General features: G+C 60.2%; 14 protein-coding genes. 5 read left to right on the top strand and 9 right to left on the bottom strand.

From position 1 onward, the window contains the following. Nucleotides 1-65: 65 nt before the first annotated feature. The 3 genes from A6U87_RS21015 to A6U87_RS21005 are packed head-to-tail and all read right to left on the bottom strand — an operon-like array spanning nucleotide 66 to nucleotide 3762. A complete protein-coding gene (locus A6U87_RS21015; protein WP_065693238.1) occupies nucleotides 66-1700 on the bottom strand; it encodes a GMC family oxidoreductase in 1635 nt (544 codons plus the stop codon). Between the two features lie 13 nt (nucleotides 1701-1713). After that, a complete protein-coding gene (locus A6U87_RS21010) occupies nucleotides 1714-2244 on the bottom strand; it encodes a sugar dehydrogenase complex small subunit (RefSeq protein WP_065693237.1) in 531 nt (176 codons plus the stop codon). Between the two features lie 48 nt (nucleotides 2245-2292). Further along, nucleotides 2293-3762: a cytochrome c gene (locus tag A6U87_RS21005; protein WP_244499545.1), complete on the bottom strand. Its 1470-nt coding sequence runs from the start codon at nucleotides 3760-3762 to the stop codon at nucleotides 2293-2295. 259 nt (nucleotides 3763-4021) lie between these two features. Between A6U87_RS21005 and A6U87_RS21000 the strand changes: the two genes are divergently transcribed. From A6U87_RS21000 to A6U87_RS20985, 4 genes are all read left to right on the top strand, one after another. Next, nucleotides 4022-4918 carry a LysR substrate-binding domain-containing protein gene (locus tag A6U87_RS21000; protein WP_065693235.1) on the top strand — a complete coding sequence of 299 codons (897 nt, stop codon included), beginning with the start codon at nucleotides 4022-4024 and terminating at the stop codon, nucleotides 4916-4918. 259 nt (nucleotides 4919-5177) lie between these two features. Further along, complete coding sequence (locus tag A6U87_RS20995; protein ID WP_065693234.1) at nucleotides 5178-6683, top strand: DegQ family serine endoprotease; 1506 nt, start codon at nucleotides 5178-5180, stop codon at nucleotides 6681-6683. A gap of 163 nt (nucleotides 6684-6846) precedes the next feature. After that, nucleotides 6847-7170, top strand: a complete 324-nt coding sequence (locus tag A6U87_RS20990; protein WP_065693233.1) for a hypothetical protein — start codon at nucleotides 6847-6849, stop codon at nucleotides 7168-7170. A 2-nt stretch (nucleotides 7171-7172) separates the two neighbouring features. Then, the gene (locus A6U87_RS20985) at nucleotides 7173-7877 is read left to right on the top strand and encodes a hypothetical protein (RefSeq protein WP_065693232.1); all 705 of its coding nucleotides are present in this window, start codon (nucleotides 7173-7175) and stop codon (nucleotides 7875-7877) included. A gap of 169 nt (nucleotides 7878-8046) precedes the next feature. Here A6U87_RS20985 and A6U87_RS20980 read toward each other — a convergent pair whose 3' ends face one another. After that, nucleotides 8047-8340 carry an HdeA/HdeB family chaperone gene (locus tag A6U87_RS20980; RefSeq protein ID WP_065693231.1) on the bottom strand — a complete coding sequence of 98 codons (294 nt, stop codon included), beginning with the start codon at nucleotides 8338-8340 and terminating at the stop codon, nucleotides 8047-8049. Between the two features lie 478 nt (nucleotides 8341-8818). Between A6U87_RS20980 and A6U87_RS20975 the strand changes: the two genes are divergently transcribed. Further along, on the top strand, nucleotides 8819-9265 hold the full coding sequence (locus A6U87_RS20975) for a hypothetical protein (protein ID WP_065693230.1): 447 nt from the start codon (nucleotides 8819-8821) through the stop codon (nucleotides 9263-9265). A gap of 444 nt (nucleotides 9266-9709) precedes the next feature. Here the strand turns inward: A6U87_RS20975 and A6U87_RS20970 are convergent, their stop codons facing one another. The 5 genes from A6U87_RS20970 to ccoG form a co-directional block, all read right to left on the bottom strand. After that, nucleotides 9710-10273, bottom strand: coding sequence for a threonine transporter RhtB (locus tag A6U87_RS20970; RefSeq protein ID WP_065693229.1), 564 nt, complete (start codon nucleotides 10271-10273; stop codon nucleotides 9710-9712). 133 nt (nucleotides 10274-10406) lie between these two features. Continuing rightward, nucleotides 10407-10565 carry a cbb3-type cytochrome oxidase assembly protein CcoS gene (ccoS, locus tag A6U87_RS20965; protein ID WP_065693228.1) on the bottom strand — a complete coding sequence of 53 codons (159 nt, stop codon included), beginning with the start codon at nucleotides 10563-10565 and terminating at the stop codon, nucleotides 10407-10409. Continuing rightward, entirely contained in the window at nucleotides 10562-12844 is a 2283-nt protein-coding gene (locus tag A6U87_RS20960) for a cation-translocating P-type ATPase (protein ID WP_065693227.1), read from the bottom strand. The genes ccoS and A6U87_RS20960 overlap by 4 nt, the downstream gene beginning before the upstream one ends. Continuing rightward, a complete protein-coding gene (locus A6U87_RS20955) occupies nucleotides 12841-13332 on the bottom strand; it encodes a FixH family protein (RefSeq protein WP_065693226.1) in 492 nt (163 codons plus the stop codon). Before A6U87_RS20955 ends, A6U87_RS20960 begins: the two co-directional genes overlap by 4 nt. Continuing rightward, entirely contained in the window at nucleotides 13329-14894 is a 1566-nt protein-coding gene (gene ccoG / locus A6U87_RS20950) for a cytochrome c oxidase accessory protein CcoG (RefSeq protein ID WP_065693225.1), read from the bottom strand. The genes A6U87_RS20955 and ccoG overlap by 4 nt, the downstream gene beginning before the upstream one ends. Nucleotides 14895-15119: the final 225 nt, after the last annotated feature.

Raw genomic sequence — 15119 nt, 5'->3', positions numbered from 1 at the left:
GACGCGGGACGGGCGGTGTTGCCCGTCCCGCGTCGCGTCTTCGACGAGACGTCCAGCGACGAGGCCTATATTTCCTTCAGCAACTGCTCAGCGATGCGAACGCTCAGCGCAGCACCTGTCAGCGTCGGGTTCATGCACGAGGCTGACGGCATCACGCTGGTGCCTGCGATGAACATGTTCTGGTGGTCATGCGTGCGGCAGTCGCGATCGACGACGGAGTCCTTCGGATCGTCACCCATGCGTGTCGTGCCCATGACGTGCTGGCGGTTCTGCCATTTCACGTCGGTCGACAGCACCTCGGCATCAAGCAGTTCGGCGATCTTGTTGAGATCCTGCAGGCCACGGTCGCGACCGGCGTTCCAGTAGTCCGTGACACTGTAGTAGAGGACTGGTACCGGAATACCCAGCGCGTCGAACTTGGTCTTGCTCGGGGTGACGCGGTTCTCGGCCAAAGGCAAGGGCTCGAAGTCGATTGCCCAGTTCAGCGATCGGGCCGAATACTTGCGGATCTGCTCGTCGAGCTTCGAGCCGAGGATGCCCTTCTTGATGAAGCCTTGCGTCATCTGGGCGGTCGGTACGGTATTGCGAACCTTGATCTTGTAGCTCGGATAATCCTTGCGGAACGCGCCGTCGCGCTGGTTCAGGTAGACCAGTAGTTCCGTCGGCCCTTCGCCGGGCCACATGTCGTCCTTGGTCAGCATGTTCATGCTGATGCCGGTATGGTCCATGAGGTTGCGGCCGACCTGGTCAGACGAGTTGGCAATACCGTTCGGGTATTTGTCGGACGTTGAGAGCAACAGCAGCTTGGCCGATTCGATGCCATAGGCGGCGAGCACGAAATAGCGGGCCGTTAGCTTGTGCTCGGAATTGTCGGGCTTCTTGTACCAGATGGCGGTGATCTTGCCATCTTCGCCGGCTTCGATCTTGTAGACCACCGAATTGTCGAGAAGCTGGGCGCCGTGACGTTCAGCTTCGTCGATATGCATCGAGCCGTCATATTTGGCGCCGATCGGACATACCGGGTTGCAGTTGTTGTTGCCGGCGCAGACCGGGCGGTTGCCGTAGGGGCGCGAGGCGCGGCCATGCGGCTCGAGAACCGGGTTGAAGCCGCCGACGGAGAGCTTTTCCGCCAGCGTCTTGAACATGTAGCTCGAATTAAGCTGCTTCATCGGGAAGGGCATGGTGCGCGGCGGCATTGGACCGCCGCCTTGGCCGCTCTCGTCCTGGCCGTCGAGGCCGGTGACGCCGAGTTCCAGCTCGGCCTTGTTGTAATACTGTTCGAGATCGTCGTAGCCGATCGGCCAGTCGCGGCCGCGGCCGTAGAGCGACTGGATCTTGAAGTCGTTCGGAATCATGCGCCAGAGCGCCGAACCGAAGTGCCAGGTCGTGCCGCCGACCACGCGCAGGTAGGAGGTGTTGTACTTTACCGGGCCTTCATACTGCAGGTAGTCGCCATAGGTGGATGGTGCGTGCGGAAGGCTCGGAAACGGTGACCCCGCGCCCTGCAGCTTGGCGTTGGCCAGCGAAAGCTTCACGGGCGCGTTGCGAAAGGTCTCGACGATCTCGCGGCGGTTCACGCGCGGGCCTGCCTCTAGCACGATGACCTTCTTGCCTGCCTTGGCGAGGTTTGCGGCGACGATGCCGCCCATGACGCCGGAGCCAATGACGATCAAATCGGCATCATAAGAGTCGTTTGCCATTGTCTTGCTCCTGTCAGATCTTGCTGTCGGGCTTGGGGCCCCAATTGTTGGGGCCGGGTCCGTAGGTCGGTATGGGAAGAATGCCCCGCGTCGGGCGGTACATCAGCGCCTCGGCATAGGTGATGAGTTCTGCGTCCGCCGGCTCGCCGACAACGCCCAGATACCAGGCGGAGACGATCGTGGTGGCCGTTGCCTTGGCGGCGGGGTCGAGTGCCGGCAGCGCCAGGAAGGCATCCATGTCGGTCGCGCCGGACTGCGTAACGGCCCGCTGCAACGCGGTTACGTCGGCTGGAAACGTCTGGCTGCGTTTGACGAGTGCCGCGAGATAGCGGGCACCGAGCACGGGATCCAGCTGGTAGCCGGTGAGGAATTCGGAGAGCCGCGTGAAGGTCTGCATATCTGAATCTGCGGCAGCAGCCGGCAGCGGCGCGCCGATGGCGGCGATGATGGCCAGGCCGCCGATGGCCGCGGAGCCGCGCAGCAGCGTACGGCGGCTCACTCCTTGCGCCAGACGTGCGGCGGGTTGAGAAATCTCTGATGGCATAAATGACCTCCCGCGAAGGGTTCGATGCGTTTGAATAAGGGGCAAGCGTCAGGCGACGGCCCGGCGCGTCTGTCTGCGCAGCGCGAAAGCGAGTGCGGCGAGTACGATCAGCGCCGCGGCGATGGCAACGGGGACAGCATAGGGCGCAAGCTTGGCAATCAGCGGCTTGTCGCCACCGTCGCGGATACGCGCGACATCCGCCGCAGTCACCGCTACATCAGGATTGCCGAACTGCGTCAGCACGTAGTTGCTGACATCGGCGACATCCTTGTCCGACAGGCGGTCGGTATAGGAGGCTGTCTGGCCGAAGGCGGGCATGAAGACATGCGCGTCACCCACCGTTCGGCTGAGACCGAAGAGGATTGTGGCGATCAGGTTGTCCGGCTCGGCTGCGCCGGTCGCGGTGTTGTGGAACAGCGAGGGGTAGAATGTGTTGCCCTGGCCACTGACCTGATGGCAGGCAGCACAGCTGCCGCTGAAAATATGGAAGCCGTTTTCATTCGCTGCCTGGCCCGGCAGTCCGCGCAGCGTTGCTTCGGTCTCGGAAGGTTTGCCATAGTCGTATCGTGGCTTGGCGGCACCGGTAGCAACGGGCTCGGTCGACTTCACATAGACGGCAATCGCCTTCAGGTCGTCGTCGGTAAGATGCTGCAGGCTGTTCTCGACAGCTTCGGCCATCGGGCCGGCTGCCTGGGCCTTGCCCGCGACGTGGCCGGTGCGCATGTACTGGACAAGCTCATCTTCGGACCAGCCGCCGATGCCGCTTGTCGGATCGGAGGTAATGTTCGGCGCATACCAGGAACCAAGCGAGCCGCCGGCCAAAGGCTTGCTGGAGGATTCGGCCATCAGCAGGTTGCGCGGGCTGTGGCAGGTGCTGCAGTGTTCCAGCGCTTCGGCGAGATAGGCGCCGCGATTCCACTGTTCGGATCTCTCCGGATCGGGCTTGAAGCGGTCCTTGCCGAGGAACAGAAGGTTCCAGGCGGCCATGGATGCGCGGATGCTGAAGGGGAAGGGCAGCTCGGTCTTTTGCGGCGCACTTTCGACCGGTTTCACCTCGGTCATGAAGTAGGCGTAGAGCGCCTTCATGTCGTCATCGGTGAGCTTGGAATAGGCCGTGTAGGGCATGGCCGGATAGAGGTGGCTGCCATCCTTGGCAACACCGTCGCGAACTGCGCGGGCGAAATCCTCTTCGCTATAGCTCCCGATCCCGTTCTCCTGCGAAGGAGTGATGTTGGTGGAAAAGATCGTGCCGAGTGGCGAGGCTATGCCATAGCCACCTGCGAAAGGCTGGCCGCCGTGGGGCGCCGTGTGACAGGCCGCACAGTCGGCGGCCGTCGCCAGATAGCGACCGCGGGAAACGACGTCGGGCGGTGCACTCGATGCGTCTTGCGCGAAAGTGCTACCTGCCATTGCGCCCAGCGCGGAAAGACAGAGGCCGATCGAGCGTAGCGAGCGAAACAGCGGTGGCTGCGGCGTGGGAGGAAAATTGAGCATGGTCGGCGTGCTTTCATCAAGCATGAACAACAACTACCAGACCCAGCTTCGCCTCCCACGAGCAAGGCTGATCCGCGTCGCCGCACTCCAGACGCCAACATCGGCATGAATGCCGCTCGCGGGGAGCAATTCAGGCATGGAAATGCCTGCTAACTGGTCGCATGGAGCGATCCAGCGGCGTGTCGATGTGTCGCGTGTGCGGCTTGTCACGCTCATAACGCTGCCGCGCTGGCAATGAACATCAGTTTGTCATAGAAGCAGATTTCACAGAAAGTGAAAGCTTATGCCGAAGTTTGACCTCACGGATCTCAGGATGCTCCTCTCCGCTATCGACGGAGGAAGCCTTACAGCCGCGGCCGCAGCCAACAATGTTGTCGTCGCCGCCGTCAGCACTCGGCTTCGCCGGCTTGAAACATCGGTTGGCCTCGAGCTTTTCGAGAGGACTGGTCGCGGCATTCGCCCGACCTTGGCCGGGGAAATGCTGGCCCGGCGGGCGCGACAGCTGGTTGACGATGCGCGCAATGCGGAACTGGAGCTGCAGGAGTTTGCCGCAGGAAGCAGGGGACGCGTCCGGCTGCTGTCCAACACGAACATGCTTTCCGAACACATGCCGCTCGCCCTTGGCACGTTTCTGAGCGCTAATCCGCAGATCAATGTCACGGTCCAGGACAAGCCGAGCTTCGAAGTCGTCAACATGCTCAAGAACGGCGATGCCGATATCGGCATTGTCGCCTCGTCCGCCGACATGACGGGGCTTGAACGCTGGCGCTTCATGCCGGACCGACTGATGCTCATCGTTCCGCTGGACTCGGTCCTATCCGCCCCTGCCGCGTTCTCGGAAATCCTGGATTTTCCCATGATTGCGCTGCGCGAGAAGGTGGCGCTGTCGCAATTTCTGCGGCGGTTGGCGAACGAGCTTGGCCGCAAGCCCCATATCCGGATACGCACCGACAGTTTCGAAGCGCTCTGCAAAATGGTCGAATGCGGCGCGGGAATTGGCATCGTGCCGGAGAGCGCGGCGCGCCGATACGCCCAACACATGCAATACCGCGTCTTGCCGATCGCCGAAAGCTGGACGGAGCGAGATCTCTATGTCTGTGTTCGAAAGGAAGCCCAGTTGCCGCGATACGCAGCGCTGCTCCTTTCTCATCTTCTGGCGTATGTGAAAATTTCAGCATGAGGATTGGCGTTGGTGGCCAGCCCCATTTTCTGGCCGGGTAGCCGCCAAGCACAAGCAGAACAGTAACCCGCCATGCCGCGCAAATCCGCGGATCTTCCAGATGAAAAATAAGTAACAAATGGGAGAAATACATTACGTTTCAGCAATGAAAATGTAATGAACCTTTAATTTGTAAATATAGATTCACGGTTTCATATTTAGTCCACGCGATGAGTTTCGGCTTTACGCGGTTCGAATAACTCTCATCAGGACGGACACCGTGACAAATATTATCAAAAGCCGCCGCAGGGCGGCACTCCTTGGCGCAGCAATCATAGCCGTCGCGGCCTCTGTCCCGCTCGCCTACCAGACCTCATCGGCCTTCGCAGCACCTGCGAGCGCATCGGTGACTGGTGTTGCCGCAAACAACTCCTTCTCGTCCATCGTCGATGCCGACAAGCCCGCCGTCGTGACCATCGTCACGAAGATGAAGGCACCGGCACAGGACGAGGGAGACGACAACTCGCAGATGCAGGAGCAGTTCAAGCAGTTCTTCGGTGAGCAGGGCATTCCCATGCCGCATCAGGCTCCCGAACCGCAATCTGGCGAGCGTGCACAGGCCTTGGGCTCAGGCTTCATCGTTAGCCCGGATGGCTACATCGTCACCAACAACCACGTGATCGAGAATGCCATCGATATCAAGGTGACGCTGGATGATGGAACCGAACTGGCTGCCAAGCTCGTCGGTGCCGATCCGAAAGCCGACCTTGCCGTGGTCAAGGTCGATGCGAAGAATCCGTTGCCGACCGTTGCCTGGGGTGACTCCGACAAGCTCAGGCTGGGCGATCAGGTTCTTGCCATCGGAAACCCCTTTGGCATCGGCACAACGGTAACCGCCGGCATCGTGTCAGCCCGCGGCAGGGATCTGCATAGCGGTCCGTATGACGACTTCATCCAGATCGATGCTCCCATCAATCACGGTAACTCTGGCGGCCCGCTCGTGGGTAGCGACGGCAAGGTCGTCGGGATCAATACCGCGATCTATTCGCCGAACGGCGGCAGTGTCGGCGTCGGTTTCGCTATCCCCGCAGACGAAGCAAAGATGATTGTCGCCAAGTTGCAGAAGGACGGCTCCATCGACCACGGTTATCTGGGCGTCCAGATCCAGGCGGTGTCGCAGGATGTTGCCGATGCGCTCGGTCTGGCGAAGCCCGCCGGTGCGCTTGTCGCCGACGTGACGAAGGGTTCCCCAGCAGCCGATGCCGGCATCAAGCAGGGAGACACGATTACCGCGGTCGGAGAAAAGGCCGTTTCCACGCCTAAGGACCTTTCACGGCTCGTAGCCGACCTCTCGCCTGGCGACAAGCAGACCATTACGGTCTGGCGTGACGGCAAGAGCGTCGATCTCAAGGTAGCGATCGGCGGGAACGACGACGGAAAGCCCCAACAGGCCGCATTCAATGGCGCGGAGAAGGCAACTCCGGCTGGTCCGCGGATAGGCGTTTCCCTTGCAGACCTGACCCCGCAGGTGCGTGAGCGCATCGGTGTTGCCAAGGGTGTTGAAGGCGCCGTTGTTGCGGACGTCTCACCAGACAAGCCGGCAGCCGAAGCAGGGCTCGAGGCTGGTGACATCATCTTGTCGGTCAACGGCAAGACGATCCACGATGCCAGTGAAGCCAAGACTGCGGTTGCTGCCGCGGCGAAGGCCGAAAAGAAGTCAGTGCTGCTGCTCATACAGCGCGGCGATAACAAGACCTTCGTAGCGGTGCCGTTCTCGGCCGCTTAACTGGCAGACTGGAGGGGCCGGCGCAAACACCCCTGCGCCGGCCTTCTCATGTATCACGAGGTCGACTTGTGTTGATGAGAGCCTCGACTCTATGTTGCATGGCTGCTCCGGTCGGGCTACACTTCTGGTATTGGGTTGAACGTGAACTGCCGTGAGGTAGCACATGCCCGCAGACGATATCACCAGACCTGACACCGTAGAGAACGCGCACGAAGATGATCGCGGCACCGGCATCTATTGGTTCATTGTGCCCTCGGGCGACGAGGAGCAGATATTCATTCCTGATATCACCCGTGGCAAGGCAAATGATATCGCCCGGCAATCGGGTTCTTTAGGCAACGTTGACGCTTACCGTTGGGTACCGGAGAGCATCCGGGATGCCGCCAATCTGATCCAAAGCAAATGCGGTGGACGCTGCAACGCCAACATTGATTGCGTCAACCCAGCGTGCAGGTGTTACAGCGGTCGCTGTCAAAGGAAGCGATAATCATGCCGCGCGTTCTTACGGTCGTGAATATCTTGCTGGCAGTAGGGCTTCTGGCCTGTATCGGCGTTACCGCATATTTCGCCATCCTGGTGTTGGGCGAAGCCATCCGGGCCCAAAAGCTGGACCAGTTCAGCGGTCTTGCGATCGGTGCGCTGATCGCCGTTGTGGGAACCTGCCTGACGGCGCTGGCGTCGCTCTATACGGCCAATCGACAAGCCGAGGTTACGACCTCCGTTGAGAAGGCGCGGGCGATTGCGGCAGCTGATTTGGCAGCATTGCAGGAAGTGATCACTGCGCGTCTCGACAAGTTCAAAGCAGACTCTGCTGCAGACCTGGAGCGGCTGAAAAAGTCGCTCGATTTTCACACGACAGCTCATCGTGAGTTGGGCGGATCGGCAGCGATGTATTTTTACGCGTTGAGATCGGCCGCGATTGGTGGGTTCGACGAAGCTGAACTTGAGCGTGCGGAAACCCTGATGGTCGAGACAAGCCGGCACCTCACCTATGTGTCCGATTCATTTGAAGATGAATGGCTTGCATTTTGGCAGGTGGCCCAGGCAATCAAGCGTGAAGCAAAAACACTGGCAGATCCTGTACAGCGCAGCCTCAGTGTTGCGCGGGGGATGGAAAGCAAGGATCACGGAAAAATGGATCTGCGTGATCGGTACGCTTCACTTAAAGAGAAGGCGAAGAGGGAAGTGTCCTAACTCTGCGGCTTCCATTAGTCCGTCGCAAAGGCTCGCTCCAAAGCGATGGCGAGGCGCCCAAGTCCAGGCGCCCCGATATCGCTCCAGTACCGCTGTGAACGCCGAGCCGACATGGCCAGCAGCATCGGTGCAGCGATTGCCTGCTGCAAACCTGTCTCCGACGGATGTGCTAGGATTTTGCGATCGCTTCCAGTGCGTCCATAAGTGTAGAGCTTGGATTCTTCTTGCAGTATGCGGCGACCTTTGCTGCGTTGGCATGCGCCTTGTCCCCGTCGATCATCGGGTCGCCCGCCTTGCCATGAACATAGCCGTTCACCCACATGGCGACGCCGATGATCTTTGCAGGAGGCATTGCTCCCACATCTTTGCAAGCGACCTTTGACATGTCGACGTTTGCAGCCAACGCCTGGCCGGCCAGAACAATACCTGCGACTGCGAGTGCGATTGTAATATGGGATTTCATGATGGTGTTCTCCCTGGTAATCGCTCCCTGAAGCGGAGCTAGGTGGTTGCGCTTTGCTGAGTATCCGCAAGAAGGCTGCCCTCAAATACGCCTGTAACGGACCGACGACTGTATAGGGACCGACAGAACAACCACCTGCGTAAGTCGTCGGTGTGAAGCAGGATCATGCAGATACCCAATCATACTCCTGCGCGGCGTTCACGCGCACGTAGTATCACGTAGACTCTGTGCTGCAGTGTCAGGTTGTCGCGGTTCGGGGTTGCGTTCAGCCGCTCACCTTCATGGACAAGGCATTCTTGCCCGGTTTGCCCCAGCACTGCTCACACTTCTCGGCCTTGGGCTGATCTCCGCCTCGGCTGATCGGCAGCTCTCTCGCGAGAATGGTTTCCATCGCCTCGGAGAAATACCGAGCAACGGCATGACCGGAAGCATGAACAAAACATGACGCGGAACGTTTTCCTTTTTAAGGAGAAGTAAGATGCCCAGTTCAACGTCAGTCTACTATCAGCCAGACTTCGATTATCGTGCCGATGCGGAGGTGCTGAACACAGCCCATCAACTCGTGGACCTCTATCTGTGCTTTGTAAAGGACAGCGATGTCGGCGGTGACCTGGTCGATGAAATCGAGCTTCCGCTGGAAAAGGCGACTTTTGTGGAAGCCTTTCGGCTGTTGATTGCGGCCGAACTCCGGGCGGATGTGCGGTCTTTGCTGATCAGGGCTGGAATGACGCTGGCGCAATATCATCGTGGTCTGGGTTCGCGCATTCGCATGCGTGCGCTCACACCGCAGGGTCGACCTTCGTTCTCGCGCCTGCATGGTTCGGGCGCCCGCCGACGTTTGGAAAAGACGCTGGTGGCCTCGGCCGAAGAACGCATACGGCTGGAGCAGGTCTTCGAGCGCGCCCATATCGAGGCAATGCACTGAACGCTTTGTGACCGTTCGCGATCGCGGAGCTAGCCCTCGATGTAGCGTTCATCTGATATGTTGCGTTTTTGGGTATTGCAGAGAAATGGCCCCGCTGACGGGGCCATTTCTTGTATCGGACCTAGTGGACCTTGGAATGCGGATCTGTTGGACGGCATATCCTTCGAACGTAGTCGGACAACACGGGATCTCCGGCTATGGCTTCTTGAAAAGCGTCCTCATCCAACTGCCCAAATCTGTACGCGTCGAGGATACTCCTCTGGCTATTCGTCAACGGCGGTAAATGCTCGGTGGCTGATGGCGGAACCTGCGGCGACATGGCACTTCTCCTTCCGAGGAGAAAACTGTTTGTGCGATCTTAAGTTCCGCCTTTGTCACTGACGGCTGTCGCAGTTTGGCTCGGGCGCTGGTAATCGCTTTTCCACCGCGGATCTGCTCAGTTCGCTATTGGAACGCGCTGATTGTCAGCAGTGCGGAAAATCCCAGCAGCACGACCGATCCGCACCTTTGTACAAAGGCGGGCGTCTGGCCTTTGCCGCCAAGAATGAGCCTGCCGGCAAGTAGCCAGATGGTGGACGTTGTGATGACGACGATCGAAAAGGTGGCAAGCGCGGCAATGGGCAAGGTGCCATCGTCCGAAACGATCATCGTGAGGCCAATGATGACCGCTTTCGGGTTGAGCAATGTAGTCACGACAAGGTGCCGTAGCCGAACGGTTCTACCGCCGTCGCGGGGTGTGTCGGTCCATAGCTTTATCGCCAGATAGAAGACCCAGGTCGCGGAGATCAGCTTGATCGCCTGGGCGACAATACGGTGCTCGTGAAGGAATGGAGCAGCCACCGCAGTTATAGGAATTATGACCGCCAAGTAGGAGCAGAGGACGGCTGCGAGCAAGGTGACCGCGCGGCCGAAAGTCAACCGCTGTGAAGCCATGGCGAGAACGGCGTTGGTCGGCCCCGGCAGAATGAGGAGGGCAAAGACACTGAAGGCCAACGCCGTAAAATGCATGAAAGTTGTCCCTTTGGTCGAGCCAGCCTTCGCGGTGGGAGGCTTAGCCCGCTGTTATGAAATCTACTACAAACAGGCAATTCCCGCGCAACGAAAAGGTTTGCGATTCGACGCGATTGCCGGGTGTTGGTATTCAAGGCTGTTTCTGGTCTGGATCCTCATCGCTGAGCACGCGCCACGCCGCCCCTTGCAGGTCGTCATATTGGCCGCTTCGCAAGGACCACAGGAAGGCCGCCAGGCCCATGCCGCCCATGAAGAGCGCGATCGGGATAAGATAGATCAGCATGTTCATACGATTTTCACCTCGCTGGCCGGGACAACGATTGCCGACTGTCTGCTCAAGGCTCGATCGAACGAGTTGAGACGCAGGGCGTTCATGACCACGATGATCGACGAGGTGGACATCGCAACAGCCGCAATGAGGGGAGTGGCGAAACCGGCAATCGCGATCGGAACAGCCAGAACGTTGTAGCCGATTGCCAGCGCGAAGTTCTGCCGGATAAGGCTCGCCGACCGTCTTGAGATCGTGATGGCGTCAGGAACCGCGTCCAGCCGTTCATTGAAAAACACGAGATCGGCGGCCTGTCGTCCGATGTCGGATGCTGTTGCCGGTGCCATCGACACGTGCGCGGCGGCCAGCGCTGGCGCGTCGTTGATGCCGTCGCCCACCATCAGCACGCGGTGACCGCTTGCGCTCATGCGCGCGCATTCTTCCACCTTCTGTTTTGGCGTCAGCGCCCCGAATGCCTTGTCGATTCCGAGCGCTTTGGCGGAGTTGTCCACCACGGCCTGCCTGTCGCCGGATAGTACGATCGATCCCAGACCCTCCTTCTGCAACTGTGCAATGGCATCGGCCGCGCCCGGACGCAGTGTGTCGTCGAATAGGAATCGAGCGAGCTCGACGCGATCCTTCGACAGAACGACTTCCGAATAGGGATTGTCACCAGCCGTCCGTGGTTCGGCTTTCTCCCCACAGGCAAAGGCCGCATTGCCGAGGCGATACACAGCATCTCCGCCCGTCGCTTCGAGGCCGCCACCGGGAACCTCCCTGACGATGTCGAAGCTGGTGGGCGTAAGGTCGCTACCCCGCACCAGCGCCTGTGACAACGGATGCCTCGAATGAGTGGCAAGACCGAGGGCAGTGGAGATCTCCGGCTCCGCCGCCAGCGACGCGTCGAGGCGCGGCTGGCCGATCGTCAAAGTCCCTGTCTTGTCGAATGCCACGATGTCGGCTTCGGCGAGCCTTTCGAGAGCCGAACCGTCCTTGACCATGATCCCCCTGCGGAAAAGCTCTCCGGCGGCGACCACCTGCACGACCGGAACAGCAAGGCCCAATGCGCACGGGCAGGTGATGATCAGGACGGCAACGGCGACCAGCATGGCGTGCTTCCAGTCCCCGCCGACAAAGCCCCAGGCGAGAAATGAAACGAGCGCCAGGCAGTGGACCACCGGAGAATAGAGCGACGCCGCCCGATCCGCGATGCGACGATATCTGGCGCGGCCGCCTTCAGCGGCTTCCATCAAACCGATGATTTCGGCAAGCAGGGAGTTCTTCGCAATCTTTGTGGTACGCAGAACGAGGGCGCCCGTGAGGTTCATGGCGCCGGACATGACATCGCTTCCTTTTGAAACGGCGACAGGGCTGCTTTCACCCGTGACGATCGACATGTCGAGATCGCTGCTGCCGCCAATCACCTCAGCGTCGACGGGAACGCGCTCGCCGACCGCGATCGCTATCTGATCCCCGACGGAAATCTCTTCCACGGGGACGTAGCGACGCGATCCGTCCGGCATGATCTGCATCGCCCCCCGGGGAGCCAGTTGCGCCAGCCCGTTGATTGCCGCGCGGGCCTTCTCTCGCATGATGTGGTCAAGGGTTCGGCCGATCAGCAGGAAGAACAGCAGCGACACCGATGCGTCGAACCAGGCGTGCTCGCCGTGGTGCATGGTTTCCCAGAGCGAAACCGCGTAGGACAGCGTCACCGCAAGCGAAATCGGGACGTCCATGTTGGTGCGGCCATGCTTCAGCGCATTCCAAGCCGACTGGAAGAAGAAACGGCCCGCATAGACGAGTGCCGGCGCGGCAATCATTGCCGAGATCCAGTGGAACAGGTCGCGTGTGGCGGCATCGGCGCCCGACCAAACGGAAACCGACAACAGCATGATGTTAGCCGCCGCGAATCCGGAAACGCCAACGGCAAGCAGCAACTGGTTTCGGGTCTTGTCATTCTCGGGTGTCGCTGGCGTGAAGAGATGCGCGCGGTATCCGACAGCATTGACCGCAGTGACGATCTGCGAAGGATCGGTCTGTCGATTGTCCATTTCCTGGCGATAGAGGCAGGTGACCCGGCGCGCCGTCAGGTTGACGCGCGCTTTCTGGACAAACGGGATCTTGGCCAGAGCGCCTTCGATCGTGGAGATGCATGCACCGCAGTGTACATTGGGAACACTCAGGTCGAGCTGGCGCAGGCCGTCGCCGACCGGATGGCTGGCGAGCGCGACTTCCTCGGCGCTGAAGGCGGTCGAGCTCAAAGCAAGGACGCCCTCGCTGTCCATCGTGCAGCAGGTCATTGGCCGAACTCCGCGGTGTCGATCCGCTTGGCTTCGTGCATGATCAACGCTCCGCCTCGCTTTGAGACGGCTTCGACGATCCAGTCGCCTGTCGCGACGTTGTGCTCGCCCTCAAATCTGCCCTCCGCAGTCTTGCGGAGCGTGATGCTGAAATCCTCATGGTCACCTACGGGCCGCTTGAAGTTCAGCACGACGTCGTCGATCGCGGTCGGCGAACCGTCCCTGTAGCGAAGGTCGTAGTGAACCATGCCCCCATTGATCGACAGCACCCCGCTGATGCCCGAAGCGGTCATGGCCTTCATCGCCTCGGCCCTCTGATTGAACTCCTGGCTGGCGACGTAGGTGTTCTGAACGACAAGGCCACTCCAGCTCGACGAGGCGAGCCAGGCCATGGTGACGTTGACGGAGATCACGACGCCGAAAAAGGTGCAGATGACCAGCAGCATGTGCCGGCCTGTGAAGCCCTGCGATGAAGATTGTGCGGTCATTTCGCGTCTCCTGGAGTGTTGAATGCGGCCCGATAGGTCGCCCGATCGGAATGATCGGCATCCTCGACCACGAACAGAAGCTCGTTGGTCCCGCCACCCGGCCTGTCCGTCACGAAGACCTTGAGCGTGGTGGCGGCGTCAGGCGCTGTGTCGATGGTGAAGGAGCGTCCTTCGTCCTTGCCGAGTTCGGGGATGCGCATGGTCGCGCCCTCGAGCCCGGCAAGGCTCAGTGTCACCTTGCGCGGGCGAGGCTCCATGTTGAGGACGCGCAGCGTATAGCCGTTGCGGATCGAGCCATCGCTCTCCAGCACGTATTGCGGGTTGCGGTCGTGGATGACGTTGAGCTCCAGCCGCTCGCGCAGCGACAGATGCACCAGCATCGCCAGGCCGATGAAAGCCCAGACGGTGGCGTAGAAGACGACACGCGGGCGAAAGATGATGCGCCAGTTGAAGTGGCGGACGCCGGCGGTGAACGAACCGTCTTCGTTGCGCACGCGGGCTGGTTGGACTGGCGTTCGTCCGTCGTTGGTGGCTAGCGCCATGTTGCCCGCATATTCGCTGAGGGTCGCATAGGCGATCAGACCGCGTTCCTTGCCGATCTTGTCCATGACACCGTCGCAGGCATCGATGCACAGCGCGCAGGTGATGCATTCCATCTGCTGCCCGTCGCGGATGTCGATGCCCATCGGACAGACGGCGACACAGGCGTTGCAATCGACGCAATCACCGATCGGCTCGCCCTTGGCTTGAGCCTTCTTGGCGTGGCGGGTGCGCGGCTCGCCACGCCAGTCATTGTAGGTCACCACCAGCGAGTTTTCGTCGAGCATGGCGCCCTGAATGCGCGGCCATGGGCACATGTAGGTGCAGACCTGTTCGCGCATGAGACCACCGAGAACATATGTGGTGGCGGTCAGGGTTGCGACCGTCGCATAGGCGACGGGGGGTGCCTGCGCGGTGAACAGTGCGACCATGAGCTTGGGCGCGTCCGCGAAGTAGAATATCCACGCGCCGCCGGTCGCCACGCCGATGACGATCCAGATCGCGTGCTTCGCGGCCCGCTTTCTGACCTTGTCGAAGGTCCAGGGGCCGGCGTCTAGCTTCATTCTCGCGTTCCGGTCGCCCTCGATACCACGTTCGACGACGAGAAACAGATCGACCCAGACCGTCTGGGGACAGGCATAACCGCACCAGGCGCGGCCGACGGCAGAGGTGACAAGGAAAAGGCCAAAGCCCGCCATGACAAGGAGCCCGGCGACATAATAGAATTCCTGCGGCCAGATCTCGATGAAAAAGAAGAAGAAGCGTCGTGAACTAAGGTCGACGAGAATAGCCTGATCGGGGGCGTAGGGACCGCGATCCCAGCGAATCCAAGGGGCGAGATAGTAGATGCCGAGTGTGATCAGCATCGCGATCCATTTGAAAGTACGGAAGCGCCCCTCGGCCCGCTTCGGGAAGATCTTCTTGCGTGCCGCATAAAGTGGCGGACGATTGTGCCGGGCGTTGACGGCCTCGGCGCTGATACGTTCGACGTTGCCTGGATCGTTTGCAGTATAGAGGTTCATTTTGGTGTCCGCCTTTGACACCGTTTTTCCATCTCCCCGGTGGTCACGCCTTGACGTAGATCAAGAGCCGGAGCGGTGTCGAAAAGGAAGGCCACGTCCCGGAGAGGAGACGTGGCCCGAAGGGATCACGCAGGAGAGACTGCGTGACGTAACCTCCACTAGACGGAAAGCTGTATAGCACTGATCGGCCGGTCTCCCTTTGAGATAGGTCAAACTTCTGTTCAG

Source organism: Rhizobium sp. AC44/96 (genome assembly GCF_001692185.1).
Taxonomy (GTDB): domain Bacteria; phylum Pseudomonadota; class Alphaproteobacteria; order Rhizobiales; family Rhizobiaceae; genus Rhizobium.
This window is presented reverse-complemented; position numbering and strand designations above follow the sequence as displayed.